The organism is Neorhizobium phenanthreniclasticum, from assembly GCF_040066075.1.
In the GTDB taxonomy this organism is placed as follows: Bacteria; Pseudomonadota; Alphaproteobacteria; order Rhizobiales; family Rhizobiaceae; genus Neorhizobium; species Neorhizobium petrolearium.
This window is the reverse complement of sequence record NZ_JBEAAL010000014.1, coordinates 24,820-41,125: the sequence shown is the minus strand read 5'-3', so window position 1 is coordinate 41,125 and position 16,306 is coordinate 24,820. Positions and strand designations below refer to the sequence as shown.

Below are 16,306 nucleotides of genomic sequence, written 5' to 3'. Positions count from 1 at the left end.
ATCGTGTGAGGTGATCTCTTTCACCCCTACCCATCGCTTCGCGATGAACTCCCCTCGAGGGGAGATGGGCGCCTTGGCCAAGCCACCACACTCGAACAAGAGACATCACCATGGACCTGAATTATTCGGACGAGCAGCTCCTCTTGAAGGAAAGCGCCGATCGCTTCCTGAAGGAGCGCTACGACTTCGATAAACGGGCAAAAATCGTCGCCTCCGATGACGGCTTCGACGCCGGTATCTGGGCGGAGATGGCCGATCTCGGCTGGCTGGCGCTGCCCTTTTCCGAGGAAAACGGCGGACTTGGCGGTGGCGCGGTCGAAATCTCGCTGATCATGGAAGCGATCGGCCGGGCGCTAGTCGTCGAGCCCTACCTCGCCTCAGTCATCCTTGCCGGAAGTCTCATTGAAAAACTCGGCACGGAAAGCCAGAAGGCAGAAATCCTCGACGGCCTGATCGCGGGCACGTCGCGTCCGGCGCTCGCACATGCGGAAAAGCAGACCGGTTTCGACCTTGGCAATATTTCCGCGACCGCCGTGAGGACCGGCGACGGCTATGCGCTCTCCGGCGGAAAGCCGCTGGCACTTGGCGGAGCCGCAGCGGACATCTTCCTCGTCTCGGCAAAGCTCGACGGAGATATCCGCCTCTTCCTCGTCCCGGCCGATGCCGCAGGCCTCACACGCAAGACAGCAAAGCTCGTCGATGGCAGCCGCGCCTGCGATCTCTCTTTATATAATGTCCCTCTGCCAGCCTCCGCTCTCCTCGACGGCGACAACACGCTCGTCGAAATCGAAGCGGCTTATGACCGCGCCAATGCCGCGCTCGCTTCCGAAGCGGTCGGCATCATGGATGCGCTGCTCGATGCCACTGTTTCCTACACCAAGGAACGCGTGCAGTTTGGCAAGCCGCTCGCCGCCTTCCAGGCGCTGCAGCACCGCATGGCCGAGATGGCCGTGAAATGCCAGGAAGCCCGTGGTTCGGCATTGCTCGCCACGCTTTCCGTTGATGCGCTGCGTTCAATGCGCATCCGCGGCGTTTCCGGGGCCAGGGCCAAGATCGGCAAAGTTTCCCGCGTCGTTGCCCAGGAGGCGATCCAGTTGCACGGCGCCATGGGATTTTCCGAGGAGATGCCGATCGGCGCCTGGTTCCGAAGGCTCTATGCGATCGAAAACACGTTCGGCACCACTGCCGACCACCTGAAGCGCTATGGCGAGATCATCCGCGATCCCGCCGTGCTTTCCGGCAGCCTGCTGCGCGAACCGGCCTGAGGAGGACGTCATGGATCTGCTGATGACAGAAGAAGAGGTCCGTTTCCGCGACGAGGTGCGGGCGTTTCTGGATACCCATCTCGACGAAAGCCTGAAGCGCGCCGAGCGGCTGAACCCGAGTTTTCTCGCCGATCCGAATATAGGCCTGCAGTGGCAGGCGAAGCTCAACGAACAGGGCTGGGTCGCCCCCTCGTGGCCGAAGCAATACGGCGGCACCGGCTGGACGCTCGCCGAACGCTATATTTTCGATCAGGAATGCGAGCGGGCCGGCGAGCCGCATTTCCGCGGCGCCTCGATCAAGATGATCGCGCCTGTCCTGATGCGCTACGGCACCGACGAACAGAAAGCCTTCTACCTGCCGCGCATCCTGAACGGCGAAGATGTCTGGGCGCAGGGATATTCCGAACCCGGCTCCGGCTCCGACCTCGCCTCGCTGAAGACCAAGGCGGTGCTCGAAGGCGACCACTATCTCGTCAATGGCTCAAAAATCTGGTCGACGCTTGCGCATCATGCCACCCGCATGTTCGCACTGGTGCGTACTGCCGACACCGGAAAGAAGCAGGAAGGCATCACCTTCATCCTGATCGACCTCAAATCGCCGGGCGTCACCATCCGGCCGATCCGTTCGATCTGCGGCACGCATGAATTCAATCAGGTCTTCTTCGATGACGTGAAAGTGCCGGTTTCCGACCGGATCGGCGAGGAAGGCGAGGGCTGGGACATCGCCAAATACCTGCTGGAATTCGAGCGGGGTGGGGCCTTCGCCGGCGGCGTGCTGCGGGCGATGCTGACACGCCTCCACCGACTCGCTTGCGAACCGCTGCCGGATGGACGAAAAATGATCGACGATCCGCTGTTTGCGGCCCGCTTCACCGAGATCGCCACCGATGTCGACGCCAACGACATGCTGGAGCTGGCCGCCATGTCCAAGGTGCAGGCCGGCGGCAATCCGGGGTCGGTGCCGTCGTCGACAATGAAGATCGAGCGCAGCCGCATCCGCCAGTCGATCGCCGAACTCGCCGCCTCGATCCTCGGCCCGGATGCATTGCGCTGGGAAGAACACCGGCCGCTGCACGAACTGCCGGAAGAGAGCGAGATTGACGAAGGGCGCAAAGTCGCCTCTGCCGTCTATTTCAACTCCCGCTCCCAGAGCATCTTCGGCGGTAGCAATGAAATCCAGCTGGAGATCATCGCGAAGACGCTGCTCAGGTAGCCTTCAACCGCCTTCGCGTGTCACTCGGGCTTTCCCGATAATGCGCGCGGTAGCTGCGCGAGAAGGCGGAGGCAGAGTTGAAGCCCGTGGCTGCGGCGATATCCGCGAAGGTCGCCCGCGTCTCGATCACCTTCCGTCGGGCTGCGTTGAGGCGAAGCGCGAGATAGTGCTCGCGTGGCGCAACGCCCATGATGTCGCGAAAAAGGTCCTGCAGGTGCCGGGCACTGATGCCCGCGCGTTTGGCCAGCCGAGCCAGTGATAACGGTGCCTCCACCGTTTCCTCCATCAGCTTCACTGCCGTCTGAACGCGGGTGTCGACGATCCGCATATTGCCGATCGCCGGCACCTGCAACAGGTCGCCACGGATGCGCTCCTGCTCGTAGATGAAGAGCCGCGAGACTTCCAGCGCCAGTGAATAGCCATGTGCGCGGCGGATCAGTTCCAGCATCAGATCAAGCGTCGGCAGCGAACCGCCGGTGGTGATGCGCTTGCCGTCAATGACGAAGCGTTCGCGGATCATGTTCACCTGCGGATAGGCGGTCGAAAAATCCTCGAAATCCTCCCAATGGGTGGTGGCGGAGAAACCATCGAGAAGGCTGGTCTCGGCGAGGATGAACGACCCGGCCTCGATGCCGGCGATCAGCGTGCGGTGTCGCGCCGTCTGGGAAAGCTGAAATTTCAGATCACGGGTGGCATGCTGCTTCCAGTTATAGCTGGCGAGCACGAAAAGCGGATCGCTTTCCCGTCCGGGCCGGAAGGCTCCGCTGACGGGAATGGGAATGCCCGCCTTCGTATCGATCGGCTGTCCCTCTGGTGAAAAGAGCGTCCACCGATATAGCTCCCTGCCGGCGATGCGGTTTGCGGCGCGCAGGGGCTCGATCACGGATGCCGCGAGAATAAGGTTGATCTCCGGCAGCACCAGAATGTCGAAATGCTGCTCCTGCGAGAAAACGTCAGCCACGCAATCATCGCCCTCCGCTTCCGCTAATGTATAGAATGGCGCCGAAAATGAAAAGCATTCTCCTCTCTTCCGGTTCGTAATGGTGAAAACGAACAAGGAGAGGAACATGCCGCTCGAGATGAATCGCGAGGTCTTCATCACCTGTGCCGTCACCGGCGCGGGCGATACCGTGGGGAAGTCCAGCCACGTGCCGGTCACGCCGAAACAGATCGCCGAGTCGGCAATCGATGCCGCCAAGGCCGGCGCCGCCGTGGTCCATTGCCACGTCCGCAACCCGGAGACGGGCGCCGCCGCCCGCAACAGGGAGCTCTATAGGGAAGTCACCGATCGAATCCGTTCGGCGGATGTGGACGTGGTGCTCAACCTCACTGCCGGCATGGGCGGCGACCTCGTGTTCGGCAACGTCGAGGCACCGTTCCCGGTCAATCCGAATGGCACGGACATGGCCGGCGCCACCGAGCGCGTCGCGCACGTCGCCGAATGCCTGCCGGAAATCTGCACGCTCGATTGCGGCACGATGAACTTTTCGCTCGGCGACTACGTGATGACCAACACGCCTTCCATGCTGCGCGAAATGGCGCGGCAGATGACGGCGCTCGGTGTACGGCCGGAGATCGAGGCCTTCGATACCGGCCATCTCTGGTTCGCCAAGCAGCTCGTGGAGGAAGGCCTGATCGAGGATCCGGTGCTGATCCAGCTCTGCATGGGCATTCCCTGGGGTGCGCCGGACGACCTCAATACCTTCATGGCGATGGTCAACAACGTGCCGAAGAGCTGGACCTTCTCCGCCTTCTCGATCGGCCGCGGTGCGCTCGCCTATCCGGCCGCGGCGGTGCTTGCCGGCGGCAATGTCCGCGTCGGGCTGGAGGACAATCTCTACGTCGGTAAGGGCCAACTGGCGACCAATGCCCAGCTTGTCGAAAAGGCCGCCGGCGTGATCGAGGGCATGGGCGCAAAGGTGATCGGGCCGGCGCAGGTGCGTGAGAAGTTGAAGCTGACGAAGCGGTGATCCCATGACCAGCATCCAAAAAGCAGCCTGCATCGGCGGCGGTGTCATCGGCGGAGCCTGGGCGGCCCGTTTCGTCCTCGCCGGCATTGATGTCGACATGTACGACCCGCATCCGGAAGCGGAACGCATCGGCGGCGAAGTGCTGGGCAATGCAGAGCGCGCCTATGCCATGCTCACCATGGCGCCGCTTCCGCCCAGGGGAAAAATCACCTTCTGCAAGTCCATCGAGGAAGCCGTTGAGGGCGCCGACTGGATTCAGGAAAGCGTGCCGGAACGGCTGGAACTGAAGCGGAACGTCATCACCCAGATTGATGCGGCCACCAACCCGCAAGCGCTGATCGGCTCCTCCACTTCCGGCCTGATGCCGACCGACTTGCAGCGGGACATGAAACACCCGGAACGTTTCTTCGTCGCCCATCCCTATAATCCCGTTTATCTCCTGCCTCTTGCCGAACTGGTCGGCGGCCAGAAGACCTCCCCGGAAACGCTGAAGGCGGCGCAGGAAAAACTCGCGCCGATCGGCATGAAGGGCGTCATCATCAAAAAGGAGATCGAGGCCTTCGTCGGCGACCGCCTGCTGGAGGCCGTATGGCGCGAAGGCCTGTGGCTGATCCATGACGACATCTGCGACACGGAAACGCTGGACGACGTGATCCGCTATTCCTTCGGCATGCGCTGGGCGCAGATGGGTCTGTTCGAGACCTATCGCATCGCCGGCGGCGAGGCGGGCATGCGGCATTTCCTAGCGCAGTTCGGCCCCTGCCTTTCCTGGCCCTGGACCAGACTCACCGATGTCGTTGATCTCGACGATGCGCTCATCGACAAGATCGCTGCCCAATCGGATGCGCAGTCCGGCGCCCGCGGCATCCGGGAACTGGAACGCATCCGCGACGAGAACCTCGTCGGCATCATGCAGGCGCTGAAAGCCGGCGACGGCGGGCAGGGCTGGGGGGCGGGCAAGATCCTTGGCGAGTTCGAAAAACATCTCTGGGCGCAGGGGGGTGGAGCGAAGAAGGAACCGGATTTTTCCGCTCCGCTCCGGCTGCTCGACACCAAGGTCAGCGCCGCCTGGGTGGACTACAACGGCCACATGACCGAGTACCGCTACCTGCAGGTCTTCGCCGATACGGCGGATATGCTGCTCCGGCTGATCGGGGTCGATTTCGCCTATGTCGAGGCTGGGCACAGCTATTATACGGTCGAGACGCATATCCGACATCTTGGTGAGGCAAAACTCGGCCAGAAGCTTTACTCGACGCTGCAGGTGCTCTCCAGCGACGACAAGCGCCTCCGGTTCTTCACGACCATCTACAATGCCGAGACCAACGAGGCGCTCGCCACTGCCGAGCAACTGATGCTGCACGTGGATTCGAAGGCCGGGAAATCGGTTGCCGCGCCCTTCGACGTGTTGGCGAAGTTGAAGCCGATCGCCGAGGCGCATGCGAAATTACCTATTCCGGAAGGCGTCGGGCGTTCGGTGGGGCAGAAGAGGTAGATCATGGGCAGAAGGGGGGGCGGCTACGCTCCCCATCAGTAAAGGGAGAAACCCCATGCATTTCGGACTGACCGGCGAACAGGAGATGATCGTCAAGACCGTCCGCGATTTCGTCGAGACGGAAATCTATCCGCATGAGAACGAGGTGGAGCGCACCGGCTTCGTGCCGCCCGAACTCGGTCAGGAAATCGCGCGAAAATGCCGGGAGATCGGCTTCTTCGGCTGCAATTTTCCGGAGGAGGTGGGTGGCGCCGGTCTCGACCACACGTCGTTCACGCTGGTCGAACGGGAGCTCGGCCGTGGCTCCATGGCGCTCACAGTCTTCTTCGGCCGGCCTTCCGGCATCCTCATGGCCTGCGAGGGAGACCAGCGCGAAAAATATCTTCTGCCGGCCGTGCGCGGCGACAAGTTCGATGCACTTGCCATCACGGAGCCGGATGCCGGTTCGGACATGCGCGGCATGAAATGTTTCGCCCGACGGGACGGCGACGACTGGATCGTCAACGGTACGAAACACTTCATTTCGCATGCGGATATCGCTGATTTCGTCATTGTCTTCGTCGCGACCGGTGAAGAGGAAACCCCGCATGGACCGAAGAAGCTCATCACCTGTTTCCTCGTCGATCGCGACACGCCGGGTTTCGAAATCCGCGAAGGTTACAGTTCCGTCTCGCATCGCGGCTACCGGAACTGCATCCTCACCTTCGACGAATGCCGATTGCCGCCGACCCAGGTCCTCGGCGACGTGCACAAAGGCTTCGACATCGCCAACCAATGGCTCTACGGCACGCGGTTGACGGTCGCCGCCACCTGCGTCGGCCGGGCGCGGCGCGCCTTCGACTATGCCCTGAACCAGGCAGCCGACCGCAAGCAGTTCGGCAGGCCGATCGGCACCAACCAGGGCGTCTCTTTCAAGCTCGCCGACATGATCACCGAGATCGACGCTGCCGATCTGCTAACGCTCTCGGCCGCCTGGCGGCTCGATCAGGGCCTGACGTCGAACCGCGAAATCGCCTCGGCAAAATTGTTCGCCACGGAAATGCTGGCGCGGGTCACCGACGAGGCGATCCAGATTTTCGGCGGCATGGGGTTGATGGACGACCTGCCGCTTGCCCGCTTCTGGCGTGACGCCCGTGTCGAACGCATCTGGGATGGCACGTCGGAAATCCAGCGGCACATCATCAGCCGCGACCTGCTACGGCCGCTGGGGGCGTAAGAATGACCCGCTCCCTTGAACGCCTGACACGCCCGAAGACCATTGCCGTGTTTGGCGGCAAGGAGGCACGGCGGGTCATCGAGCAATGCCACAAGATGGGTTTTGCGGGCGAAATCTGGCCCGTCCACCCGAAGAGTGACGAAATCCTCGGCCGCAGATGCTATCGATCGGTGGCCGACCTGCCCGACGCCCCGGATGCGGCCTTTGTCGGCGTCAACCGGCAGCTTACCATAGAGATCGTCCGAGAACTTTCCGCCCGCGGCGCAGGCGGGGCAATCTGTTACGCGTCCGGTTTCCGCGAGGCGGCAAGCGAGCTTGCCGATGGCGATGACCTGCAGAAGGCGCTGGTCGAGGCGGCCGGCGACATGCCGATCCTCGGGCCGAACTGCTACGGTTTCATCAACATGCTGGACGGGGCTCTCCTCTGGCCGGATCAGCACGGCATGCTCAGGGTCGAGCAAGGTGTGGCGGTGCTCACCCAGTCGTCCAACATCGCCTGCAACATTTCCATGCAACAGCGGGGATTGCCGCTTGCCTATCTGATGACTGCCGGCAACCAGGCGCAAACAGGGCTTGCCGAACTCGCCTGCACTGTCATCAAGGACCCGCGCGTCACCGCCATCGGCCTGCATGTGGAAGGCTTCGACAGTCTCGAAACGCTGGAGCGGCTGGCCGGCCTGTCGCGGGAGCTGAAGAAGCCGGTCGCCATGCTGAAGGTCGGCAGATCGGAGGCTGCGCGCCTCGCCGCCGTCTCCCACACCGCTTCGCTCGCCGGCAATGACCGCGTCTCCTCTGCGCTGCTGCAACGGCTCGGCATCGGCCGGGTTCAGACGCTGCCGGAACTCCTGGAAACGTTGAAGCTCCTGCATCTTTACGGACCACTGGAAAGCGCCGACATTTCCTCGATGAGCTGTTCGGGCGGCGAGGCCTCACTGATGGCCGATGCCGGCATGAAGCGAAGGATTTCCTATCGGCCACTCCGAAATGAGCAACTCGAACCGCTCCGCGAGACGCTCGGGCTGATGGTGGCGCTCGCCAATCCGCTCGACTACCACACCTTCGTCTGGGGCAATCAGGAGAAGCAGACGGCCGCCTTTACCGCGATGATGCAGGGTGGCTATGCGATGAACCTCGTGGTGCTGGACATCCCGCGGCTTGATCGCTGCGATGCGACCGACTGGTTGACAACCGTCAACGCGGTGGTGGCGGCGCGGACCGCAACCGGGGCGAATGCCGGCGTCGTCGCCAGCATGGGCGAGAACCTTCCGGAAGCCGTGGCCGAACGGCTGATGCATGACCGCGTCGTACCGTTCTTCGGCATCGAGGAGGCGCTGGCCGCGGCGGAGACCGCTGCGTTTATCGGTGCGGCGTGGAGGCAGCCCGCGCCTGTGCCCCTGCTCAAGGTTCCCGCCGGAGCGGGCGAGACGGTCACGCTCAACGAGGACGAGGCGAAGCGTGAGCTTTCCGCCTTCGGCTTGACCGTTCCGCACGGGCTCGTGGTCATGGATCCGCAAGAGGCGGGGCATGCGGCCGAAAGGCTCGGTTTTCCGGTGGCGCTCAAGGGTCGTGGCGTTGCCCACAAGACAGAGGCCGGCGCGGTGAGGCTTACCCTCGGAAACCGCGAAGAGGTGGTCGCTGCTGCCCACGCCATGGCGGGTGTCGCGAACGGCTATCTGGTCGAGAAGATGGCCGCCAAGCCGGTGGCGGAGATCATCATCGGCGCGATGCGCGATCCCATTGCGGGCCTGGTCCTGACTGTCGGGGCGGGTGGTATTCTGGTCGAACTGCTGGATGATTCCGCGCTTATTACCTTGCCCACGTCACCGGAGGCCATTTCCGCGGCCATATCCGGCCTCAAGATAAAGACGTTGCTCGACGGCTATCGTGGCAGGCCGAAGGGCGATATCGCCGCGCTGGAACAGGCGGTCGCCGCCGTCGCGGCCTATCTGGCCGCCAATGCGGCGGACGTCGAAGAGCTGGACATCAATCCGGTCATGGTGCTGCCGGAAGGCGAGGGCGTCGTTGCCGTGGATGCGCTGGTGCGGAGGAGAATAGCATGACCGACCAACCCATCAGGACCCATCGCGAGGGCGGCGTTCTCGAAGTCACCATCAACCGGCCGAAGGCGAACGCCATCGACCTGAAGACTTCGCGGATCATGGGTGAAATCTTCCGCGATTTTCGCGATGACGAGGCGTTGCGCGTTGCGATCATTACCGGCGCCGGCGAAAAGTTCTTCTGCCCCGGCTGGGATCTGAAAGCTGCGGCCGCTGGTGACGCGGTGGATGGCGACTACGGCGTCGGCGGGTTCGGCGGCATGCAGGAACTGCGGGACCTCAACAAGCCGATCATCTGCGCTGTCAACGGTATCTGCTGCGGCGGAGGGCTGGAGATCGCGCTTGCGACAGACCTCATCCTCGCCGCCGAACATGCCACCTTCGCGCTGCCGGAAATCCGTTCCGGCACGGTGGCCGATGCCGCCTCGATCAAGCTGCCGAAGCGCATTCCCTATCATGTCGCCATGGACATGTTGCTCACCGGCCGCTGGCTCGATGTTGAGGAGGCGCATCGCTGGGGCTTCGTCAATGAAATCCTGCCGGCCGACAAGCTGATGGCGCGCGCCTGGGACCTGGCGCGGCTGCTGGAAAGCGGCCCGCCGCTCGTCTATGCGGCGATCAAGGAAGTGGTACGCGAGGCGGAAGGCGAGAAATTCCAGACCTCGATGAACCGCATCACCCGTCGTCAGCTGAGGACTGTCGATATCCTCTATTCCAGCGAGGACCAGCTGGAAGGCGCCCGGGCCTTCGCCGAAAAACGCGACCCGGTCTGGAAGGGAAAGTAGCCGTTAAAGTTTGTGCCCTTCATATTGCGGCAGATCGTCGGTGATTTCGTGCCAGGGCGCCTTCGAACCGACGAAGATATGGTGTGTCGGGCGGATGGCGGGGGCATCGACAAGCGTGCCCATCGCGACATGCACCCATCTGGCCTCACGCACCAGCGAATAGAGCAACGAGCCGCAGGTGCCGCAATGGGCATCGTGGTTCTCGGCGTTGCCATAAATCAACAGACCATCGGAGCCTTTCACCAGGGTGAGTTTTTCCCGCGGAATGCCCGCGAATGGCTTGAAGGCCGAGCCGGTGGTGCGGCGGCAGTCCGAACAGTGGCAGTTGGCCGCGTAAACGAAAGCGTCCTCCACCGCATATTCCACCACGCCGCAAAAACACTTGCCCGATAGTCTTTTCATAAGAGGGGACCTCATACATGGCTGATCTCGTCCAGATACCAGCCGATATAGCACAGTTCGTTATATTCCATAGGGGCGATCCGACCCGGCACGAAGAAGCGCGGAGCCACCTCCGCGGACGGTGTGTTGGAGGATTGCCTTGTCTTCGTCGGTCGTCACCTTCCGGCCCGCTCGGCAATTGTAATCCCAAAAAATCATAGGGATCGAAGCGGCTCGATAAATTCTTCTCTTCTACTCAAGAAATTAAGAAAGACAGGATTCACGAATGTGGACTGCTGCGTTAACCTTTCAATTGTGAATTGATTCGCGGCAATACTGCTAACCTTCCGGCGAGGCTGCTTTGAGCGAGCAAAGTCATGCCATTGAAGAGAGTCACTCGATCGAGCACTGGGCGATGAACCGCGCCCATCAGATCGTTGTCCACCAGGGAATGAGCCTGGTGGAGGCGGCTCAGTGCCTGGACTATAAACGGACCAACGCCAATACCTATGCGCTGCGCCAGGCAATCATGGATTGCCTCGTCGAAGCGTTGACGCGAGGGGCGAAGGCACCGGTGACGCGAGCGGGGAATGATCCAATCACTGAAAGTTGAAGGGCGGCCTGCGGCCGGGAGTCGCCCTCGAACCAACCTGTGTTACAGTTTCATCACGACGAGACGCAGTGATTGGATCGCCTATGCTTACAACACTCGCGATGCTGATGGGCCTCTCTGCCGCAGCCGGCCCGATGATCGCGCAGGCGGGAGGCGGCGAGGTGGATGTCGAGCTGGTTCTCGCAGTCGATACGTCCCGTTCCATGGACTACGAGGAGGTCCGCATCCAGCGCGAGGGTTATGTCGCGGCGCTCAAGCACAGGGAATTCATCGACGCGGTGAAGACCGGGCTCATCGGGAAGATCGCCATCAGCTATTTCGAATGGGCAGGCGACGTGGTGCCCGATTCCGTCATTGACTGGCAGGTGATCGAGAACGAGCAGGACGCGATCGATTTCGCCAACAAGCTGGAGGCGCGGCCGATCAATTCCCAGCGCCGAACTTCGATTTCCGCGGCGATCGTACAAGGTGCCACGATGCTCGTCGCCAACTCCTATAGCGGCACGCGGCAGGTCATCGATGTTTCCGGCGACGGTCCGAACAATGCCGGCAATCCCGTTGTGCCGGCCCGCGACAAGGCGGTGGAGGCCGGCCTCATCGTCAATGGCTTGGCGATCATGCTGCGCCCTTCGGGAGCGCAGGGCGGGCTCGACAAATACTACGCCGATTGCGTGATCGGTGGTCCCGGCTCTTTCGTGCTGCCGGTTCACAAGATCGAAGATTTCGCGGTCGCCGTGCGCCGCAAACTGGTCATGGAGATCAGCAGCCTTACGCCGCCTGCAACCGTGCAGAAGACCGCCGGCACCCAACCGGCGACTGACTGCCTGGTGGGGGAAAGGCAGTGGCAGGATCTCTTCGACCGCTGAGTCATTCCGCAAGCTCTCACATTACCCTGATCAGATCGGACTTGCCCTCCCGGTTCGATGGCCGAGCGGGAACATTTCGGCAGGCCTGCGAGTTTCTGTCCGCTTGTCGGATGGAGGAAAGCGGAGTTGAGTGGCGTGGCAGCGGCGCCTGGCAGCGGCGCAGGCGAATTCCATCATTTCCTGGTCGGGCTCGGCCGCGGCGCGGCTGGTGCCATGCTGTTCGGCATACCCATGCTGATGACCATGGAACTCTGGCACCTCGGCTTCTATATCGAGCAATATCGCCTGCTGTTGCTTCTGATCGTCAATATCCCGCTTCTCGTGATACTGGCCGATCGCATCGGCTTCGAGCGAACCTCCACATGGAGGGAGGCTTTCCGCGATGCAGCAATCGCTTATGGGCTCGGCATCGTCATGAGCGCTACAATCCTCGTTCTGCTCGGCAACATCAAGCTGCATATGCCGTTCTCGGAAATGCTCGGCAAGACCGCCATCCAGTCAGTACCCGCGAGTATCGGCGCTCTGCTCGGTCGCTCCCAGCTCGGCGGCCAGGCAGGCGGAAACGGCGACAGCGATAAGGATGATCCGAAAGGAGAAGAAGCAGATCAGGGAAAAGAGGGCAATGCGGTGCCGAATGAGCTCTCCATCAACTACAGCCGGGAGCTTTTCCTCATGGCGGTCGGCGCGCTCTTCCTCAGCCTCAATGTCGCGCCGACGGAGGAAATCATCCTGATCGCCTACAAGATGACGCCCTGGCATGCGCTTGCGACGATCGTCGTATCGATCGCCATCATGCACGGCTTCGTCTACGCGGTTGCCTTCAAGGGCACACACGAAATGCCGGGTGAAACGCCCCGATGGCACGCCTTCTTCCGCTTCACCCTGCCGGGTTACTTGGTCGCGATGCTGATCAGCCTCTACGTTCTGTGGACATTCGGGCGGCTGGATGACAGCGCGCCGACGCAGATGCTAATATCCGCGATCGTGCTCTCCTTCCCCGGCGCTATCGGGGCGGCCGCTGCCCGCCTCATCTTGTGACGAGTGAACCGATGACGATCACCGCTCATGGACGCCACACCGAAACGCAGGAACCCCATTGGATCGAATGGGCGACCGGCATGATCTCCGCACTGGTGGTGCTTGCGATGATCACATGGGTGGGTTGGGAAGCACTGAGGAAGGATGGTCTGCCGCCGGAATTCTCGATTGCAGTGACCCGACGAACACTGGTCGAAGGGGGGTATCGGGTCGAATTCGAGATCACCAACAAGGCAACCACAACAGCAGCCGCAGTCATGGTGCGCGGCGAAATCCTTGATGGCGGCGAAATGATCGAGGATGCGGATGTGACCTTCGATTACGTGCCGGCGGAATCGAATGCCTCCGGCGCAATCCTGTTCTCGCAGGATCCGGGTGCACGGGAGGTCAGGGTCCGGGCGATAGGCTATACGGATCCGTAGGGGAGCAGGCCGTACATCCCTTCAGCAGAGGCCGGAACGGCTTAGTACGGCAAGCCGACATAGTTCTCGGCGAGCGCCGTGGAAGCAGCCTTGGAACTGACGAGATAATCGAGCTCCGTCTCCTGTATCTTCTGGCCGAATTCGCCGGTATCGGGGAAACGGTGCAGCATCGTGGTCATAGACCAGGAGAAGCGCACGGCGCGCCAGACCCGCTTCAGCGCCCGCTCCGAATAGGCGTCGATTCCGGCTAAGGATTTATCCGCGTAGTAGCCCAGCAGGCCGTCGAAGAGGTAGTAGACGTCGCTCGCCGCGAGGTTCAGGCCCTTGGCGCCGGTCGGTGGCACGATATGAGCCGCGTCACCGACAAGGAACAGCTTGCCGAAGCGCATCGGTTCGGCGACGAAGGATCTGAGCGGCGCGATGGACTTTTCGAAGGAGGGGCCGGTCACCATGTTTTCGGCATGCTCGGCAGGCAGCCGGCGGCGCAATTCGTCATAGAAGCGGTCGTCGGACCAGTCTTCGATCTTCTCGTCCAGCGCACACTGGATATAGTAGCGGCTGCGGGTATGGGAGCGCATTGAACAGAGCGCGAAGCCGCGGGGATGGTTGGCATAGATCAGCTCGTGGCTGACCGGCGGCACCTCGGCGAGAATGCCGAGCCACCCGAAGGGATAGATCCGCTCGTAGGTCCTCAGCGCGCTCTCCGGTACCGATTTCCGGCTCACGCCGTGATACCCGTCGCACCCGGCGATGAAGTCGCAGTCGATCCGGTGGGTGACGCCGTCCTTCTCGTAGGTGACGTAGGGGCCGGCCCCGTCGAAATCGTGCGGCGTGACGTTGGTTGCCTCATAGACCGAACTGCCGCCGGAAGCCTCGCGTTTGTCCATCAGGTCATGGGTAAGCTCCGTCTGACCATAGACCATGACACGTCTTCCGGTCAGCCCGAAAAGGTCGATGCGGTGGTCGCGGCCGTCGAAAGCGAGCGAGAAGCCGTCATGCGGCAAACCTTCCCTGTGCATGCGTTCGCCAGCCCCGGCGCGATCGAGCATGTCGACCATGCCTTCTTCCAGCACACCGGCACGCACGCGGCCGAGAATGTAATCCTTGCTGACGCGATCGAGGATAATGTTGTCGATGCCGGCATTTGTAAGCAGTTGACCGAGCAGCAGGCCGGCCGGACCGGAACCGATAATGGCGACTTGGGTGCGCATGAAATCCTCCCGAATTCTTGTTCCTTGATAAGCGCACGATCAGGGTCCCGGACAATGGACATTTCACGCAATCTATAGGACAAAACGAACATTGCCCTATTGGAGGCCACGATGCTTGCGCCGGTCCCGACTTACGATCTCTATGGCGAGAACCGCACAAGGCGGCCCGATTTCTGGCTGCATTGCGAAACGATCGCTTCGCGCAGCAGCGCGCACCAGTGGGAAATCGGCCGCCATCGCCACGAGAGCTTCCAGCAATTCCTGTACATTCGGAACGGATCTGGCGATGCAATCCTCAGCGCCTCGACCGTCACGCTCGTTCCCCCCTGCGTCGTTGCCGTACCGCCGGGCGTCAGCCACGGCTTCCGCTTCTCCCGCGACATCGACGGAATGGTGATCACTCTGGTCGCAGAGCGGTTGCGGCTGACCGCCGGACTTGCCAAACGGCCCGGCGACTGGCTGTCGACCCCTAGGATGATACCGCTGCCGGCTGGCGAGGATGCAGACTATCTCGACGAGACTTTCTCACGCCTGTTTGCCGAATTCGAGGCACAGCGCGCGAGCCGCAACGATCTCGTCGAAGCCTATCTGACGGCGGCGATCCTCATCCTCGGTCGGCTGGCCGGCGTCGATAGCAGTGGCGCTGCGGGCGACGTCAATCTTGCACGCGTCGAGGCGCTGAAGGACCTGATCGGCCGGCATTTCCGTGATCAGCTTCCGGCGGAGGCCTATGCGAAACTCCTGAACCTTTCCCCGACGCATCTGAACCGCGTGGTGCGTGAGGTGACCGGCATGAGCGTTCACGATCTCATCATGGCGCGCGTGGTCGACGAGGCCCGCCGCGCGCTCGTCTTCACCACGGCAAGCGTTCAGGCGATCGCCGATGGACTCGGCTTTTCCGACGCGGCCTATTTCTCCCGCTGCTTCAGGAAACGCACCGGCCAGACACCACGCCAATATCGCGAAGCGGAGCGTGCGAGCCTGCGGCAGGTGGAGAGCCCGGTTGAATAAGCTCACATTCCACGCGCGCCTGTGACAATTTGTGTGCTGCAACACGGGATCATTCTTCCGCCACATGCGTTGCCCATCGCTAGCTGGCCGGCTCGACCGAATCGCGATGGCCGGACCGCGAATAATTGAAGGAGTACAGGGATGAAAAGATTTACTGCCGTGGCGCTTGCCGCTCTTCCGGTTCTGACGAGCGCGGGAACGGCCTTTTCCGCCGACGTGATTTCCCGTCGGGACCAGGTTCCGGTCTATGAAGAGCCCGACCAGCGCGGTGGCGTGCGCATAGGCTATCTCGATTGCTCGATCGGCGGCGGTGTCGGTTATGTCCTTGGCTCCGCCAAGGAAGCCGATTGCGTCTTCACTTCTGCGATCGGCAGCGAACCGCTTGACCACTATACCGGAGTCGTCCGCAAGATGGGCGTCGACCTTGGTTTCACGACGCGCTCGCGCCTGATCTGGGCTGTCTTCGCCCCGACCGCCGGTTACCATCATGGTTCGCTCGGCGGTCTCTACCAGGGTGCCACAGCGGAAGCGACCGTCGGTGCGGGCATCGGTGCCAATATTCTCGTCGGCGGCACCTCGGGCTCCATTCACCTGCAGACGGTGAGCGTCACCGGCCAGCTTGGCCTGAACGTCGCCGCCACCGGAACGTCGGTGACTTTGACACCGGCAAGCTGAAGCTTGCAGGGACGCCGCTCTCCCTGAAAGGGGAGGACGGCGGGATATCCTGATAGGCGGAGGCCTTGCGTCATGCCGGTCACATTCA

16 protein-coding genes are annotated in these 16,306 nt (G+C 62.1%); 13 read left to right on the top strand and 3 right to left on the bottom strand.

Annotation, left to right across the window (positions count from 1 at the left end):
- Positions 1 to 110: 110 nt before the first annotated feature.
- Complete coding sequence (locus tag ABK249_RS17985; RefSeq protein ID WP_348863553.1) at positions 111 to 1,265, top strand: acyl-CoA dehydrogenase family protein; 1,155 nt, start codon at positions 111 to 113, stop codon at positions 1,263 to 1,265.
- Between the two features lie 10 nt (positions 1,266 to 1,275).
- Positions 1,276 to 2,478, top strand: a complete 1,203-nt coding sequence (locus ABK249_RS17980; RefSeq protein ID WP_348863552.1) for an acyl-CoA dehydrogenase family protein — start codon at positions 1,276 to 1,278, stop codon at positions 2,476 to 2,478.
- Here ABK249_RS17980 and ABK249_RS17975 read toward each other — a convergent pair.
- On the bottom strand, positions 2,471 to 3,577 hold the full coding sequence (locus ABK249_RS17975; RefSeq protein ID WP_227705691.1) for a GlxA family transcriptional regulator: 1,107 nt from the start codon (positions 3,575 to 3,577) through the stop codon (positions 2,471 to 2,473). The two genes, ABK249_RS17980 and ABK249_RS17975, sit on opposite strands and share 8 nt — an antisense overlap.
- Here ABK249_RS17975 and bcoG point away from each other — a divergent pair.
- From bcoG to ABK249_RS17950, 5 genes are read left to right on the top strand one after another with little or no spacing between them, the layout of a single operon-like run.
- Positions 3,546 to 4,448, top strand: a complete 903-nt coding sequence (bcoG, locus tag ABK249_RS17970; protein WP_348863551.1) for a 3-dehydrocarnitine:acetyl-CoA trimethylamine transferase BcoG — start codon at positions 3,546 to 3,548, stop codon at positions 4,446 to 4,448. The genes ABK249_RS17975 and bcoG overlap by 32 nt on opposite strands.
- A 4-nt stretch (positions 4,449 to 4,452) precedes the next feature.
- Positions 4,453 to 5,943, top strand: a complete 1,491-nt coding sequence (locus ABK249_RS17965) for a carnitine 3-dehydrogenase (RefSeq protein ID WP_348863550.1) — start codon at positions 4,453 to 4,455, stop codon at positions 5,941 to 5,943.
- Positions 5,944 to 5,998: 55 nt separating this feature from the next.
- Positions 5,999 to 7,159, top strand: coding sequence for an acyl-CoA dehydrogenase family protein (locus ABK249_RS17960; RefSeq protein WP_348863549.1), 1,161 nt, complete (start codon positions 5,999 to 6,001; stop codon positions 7,157 to 7,159).
- 2 nt (positions 7,160 to 7,161) lie between these two features.
- Complete coding sequence (locus ABK249_RS17955; protein ID WP_348863548.1) at positions 7,162 to 9,219, top strand: acetate--CoA ligase family protein; 2,058 nt, start codon at positions 7,162 to 7,164, stop codon at positions 9,217 to 9,219.
- Positions 9,216 to 10,001 (top strand): carnitinyl-CoA dehydratase, encoded by a 786-nt coding sequence (locus tag ABK249_RS17950; protein WP_348863547.1) that lies wholly within the window; start codon positions 9,216 to 9,218, stop codon positions 9,999 to 10,001. The genes ABK249_RS17955 and ABK249_RS17950 overlap by 4 nt, the downstream gene beginning before the upstream one ends.
- Before the next feature lie 3 nt (positions 10,002 to 10,004).
- Here ABK249_RS17950 and ABK249_RS17945 read toward each other — a convergent pair whose 3' ends face one another.
- Entirely contained in the window at positions 10,005 to 10,403 is a 399-nt protein-coding gene (locus tag ABK249_RS17945) for a GFA family protein (RefSeq protein WP_152600999.1), read from the bottom strand.
- Between the two features lie 340 nt (positions 10,404 to 10,743).
- On the opposite strand from ABK249_RS17945, the gene ABK249_RS17940 reads away from it, so the two are divergent.
- The 4 genes from ABK249_RS17940 (at position 10,744) to ABK249_RS17925 (ending at position 13,321) form a co-directional block, all read left to right on the top strand.
- Positions 10,744 to 10,995, top strand: a complete 252-nt coding sequence (locus tag ABK249_RS17940) for a hypothetical protein (RefSeq protein ID WP_415926449.1) — start codon at positions 10,744 to 10,746, stop codon at positions 10,993 to 10,995.
- An 83-nt stretch (positions 10,996 to 11,078) separates the two neighbouring features.
- Positions 11,079 to 11,861, top strand: coding sequence for a DUF1194 domain-containing protein (locus ABK249_RS17935; RefSeq protein WP_037145264.1), 783 nt, complete (start codon positions 11,079 to 11,081; stop codon positions 11,859 to 11,861).
- Positions 11,862 to 11,987: 126 nt separating this feature from the next.
- Positions 11,988 to 12,899: a TIGR02587 family membrane protein gene (locus tag ABK249_RS17930; RefSeq protein ID WP_348863546.1), complete on the top strand. Its 912-nt coding sequence runs from the start codon at positions 11,988 to 11,990 to the stop codon at positions 12,897 to 12,899.
- Positions 12,900 to 12,910: 11 nt separating this feature from the next.
- Entirely contained in the window at positions 12,911 to 13,321 is a 411-nt protein-coding gene (locus tag ABK249_RS17925) for a TIGR02588 family protein (RefSeq protein WP_348863545.1), read from the top strand.
- Between the two features lie 41 nt (positions 13,322 to 13,362).
- Here the strand turns inward: ABK249_RS17925 and pobA are convergent, their stop codons facing one another.
- Positions 13,363 to 14,532 carry a 4-hydroxybenzoate 3-monooxygenase gene (gene pobA / locus ABK249_RS17920; protein WP_037145268.1) on the bottom strand — a complete coding sequence of 390 codons (1,170 nt, stop codon included), beginning with the start codon at positions 14,530 to 14,532 and terminating at the stop codon, positions 13,363 to 13,365.
- Between the two features lie 111 nt (positions 14,533 to 14,643).
- Here pobA and ABK249_RS17915 point away from each other — a divergent pair, with 111 nt between their 5' ends.
- Positions 14,644 to 15,543 (top strand): helix-turn-helix domain-containing protein, encoded by a 900-nt coding sequence (locus ABK249_RS17915; protein WP_348863543.1) that lies wholly within the window; start codon positions 14,644 to 14,646, stop codon positions 15,541 to 15,543.
- Positions 15,544 to 15,684: 141 nt separating this feature from the next.
- Positions 15,685 to 16,218 (top strand): DUF992 domain-containing protein, encoded by a 534-nt coding sequence (locus ABK249_RS17910; protein ID WP_037145272.1) that lies wholly within the window; start codon positions 15,685 to 15,687, stop codon positions 16,216 to 16,218.
- The last annotated feature ends 88 nt before the right edge of the window (positions 16,219 to 16,306 follow it).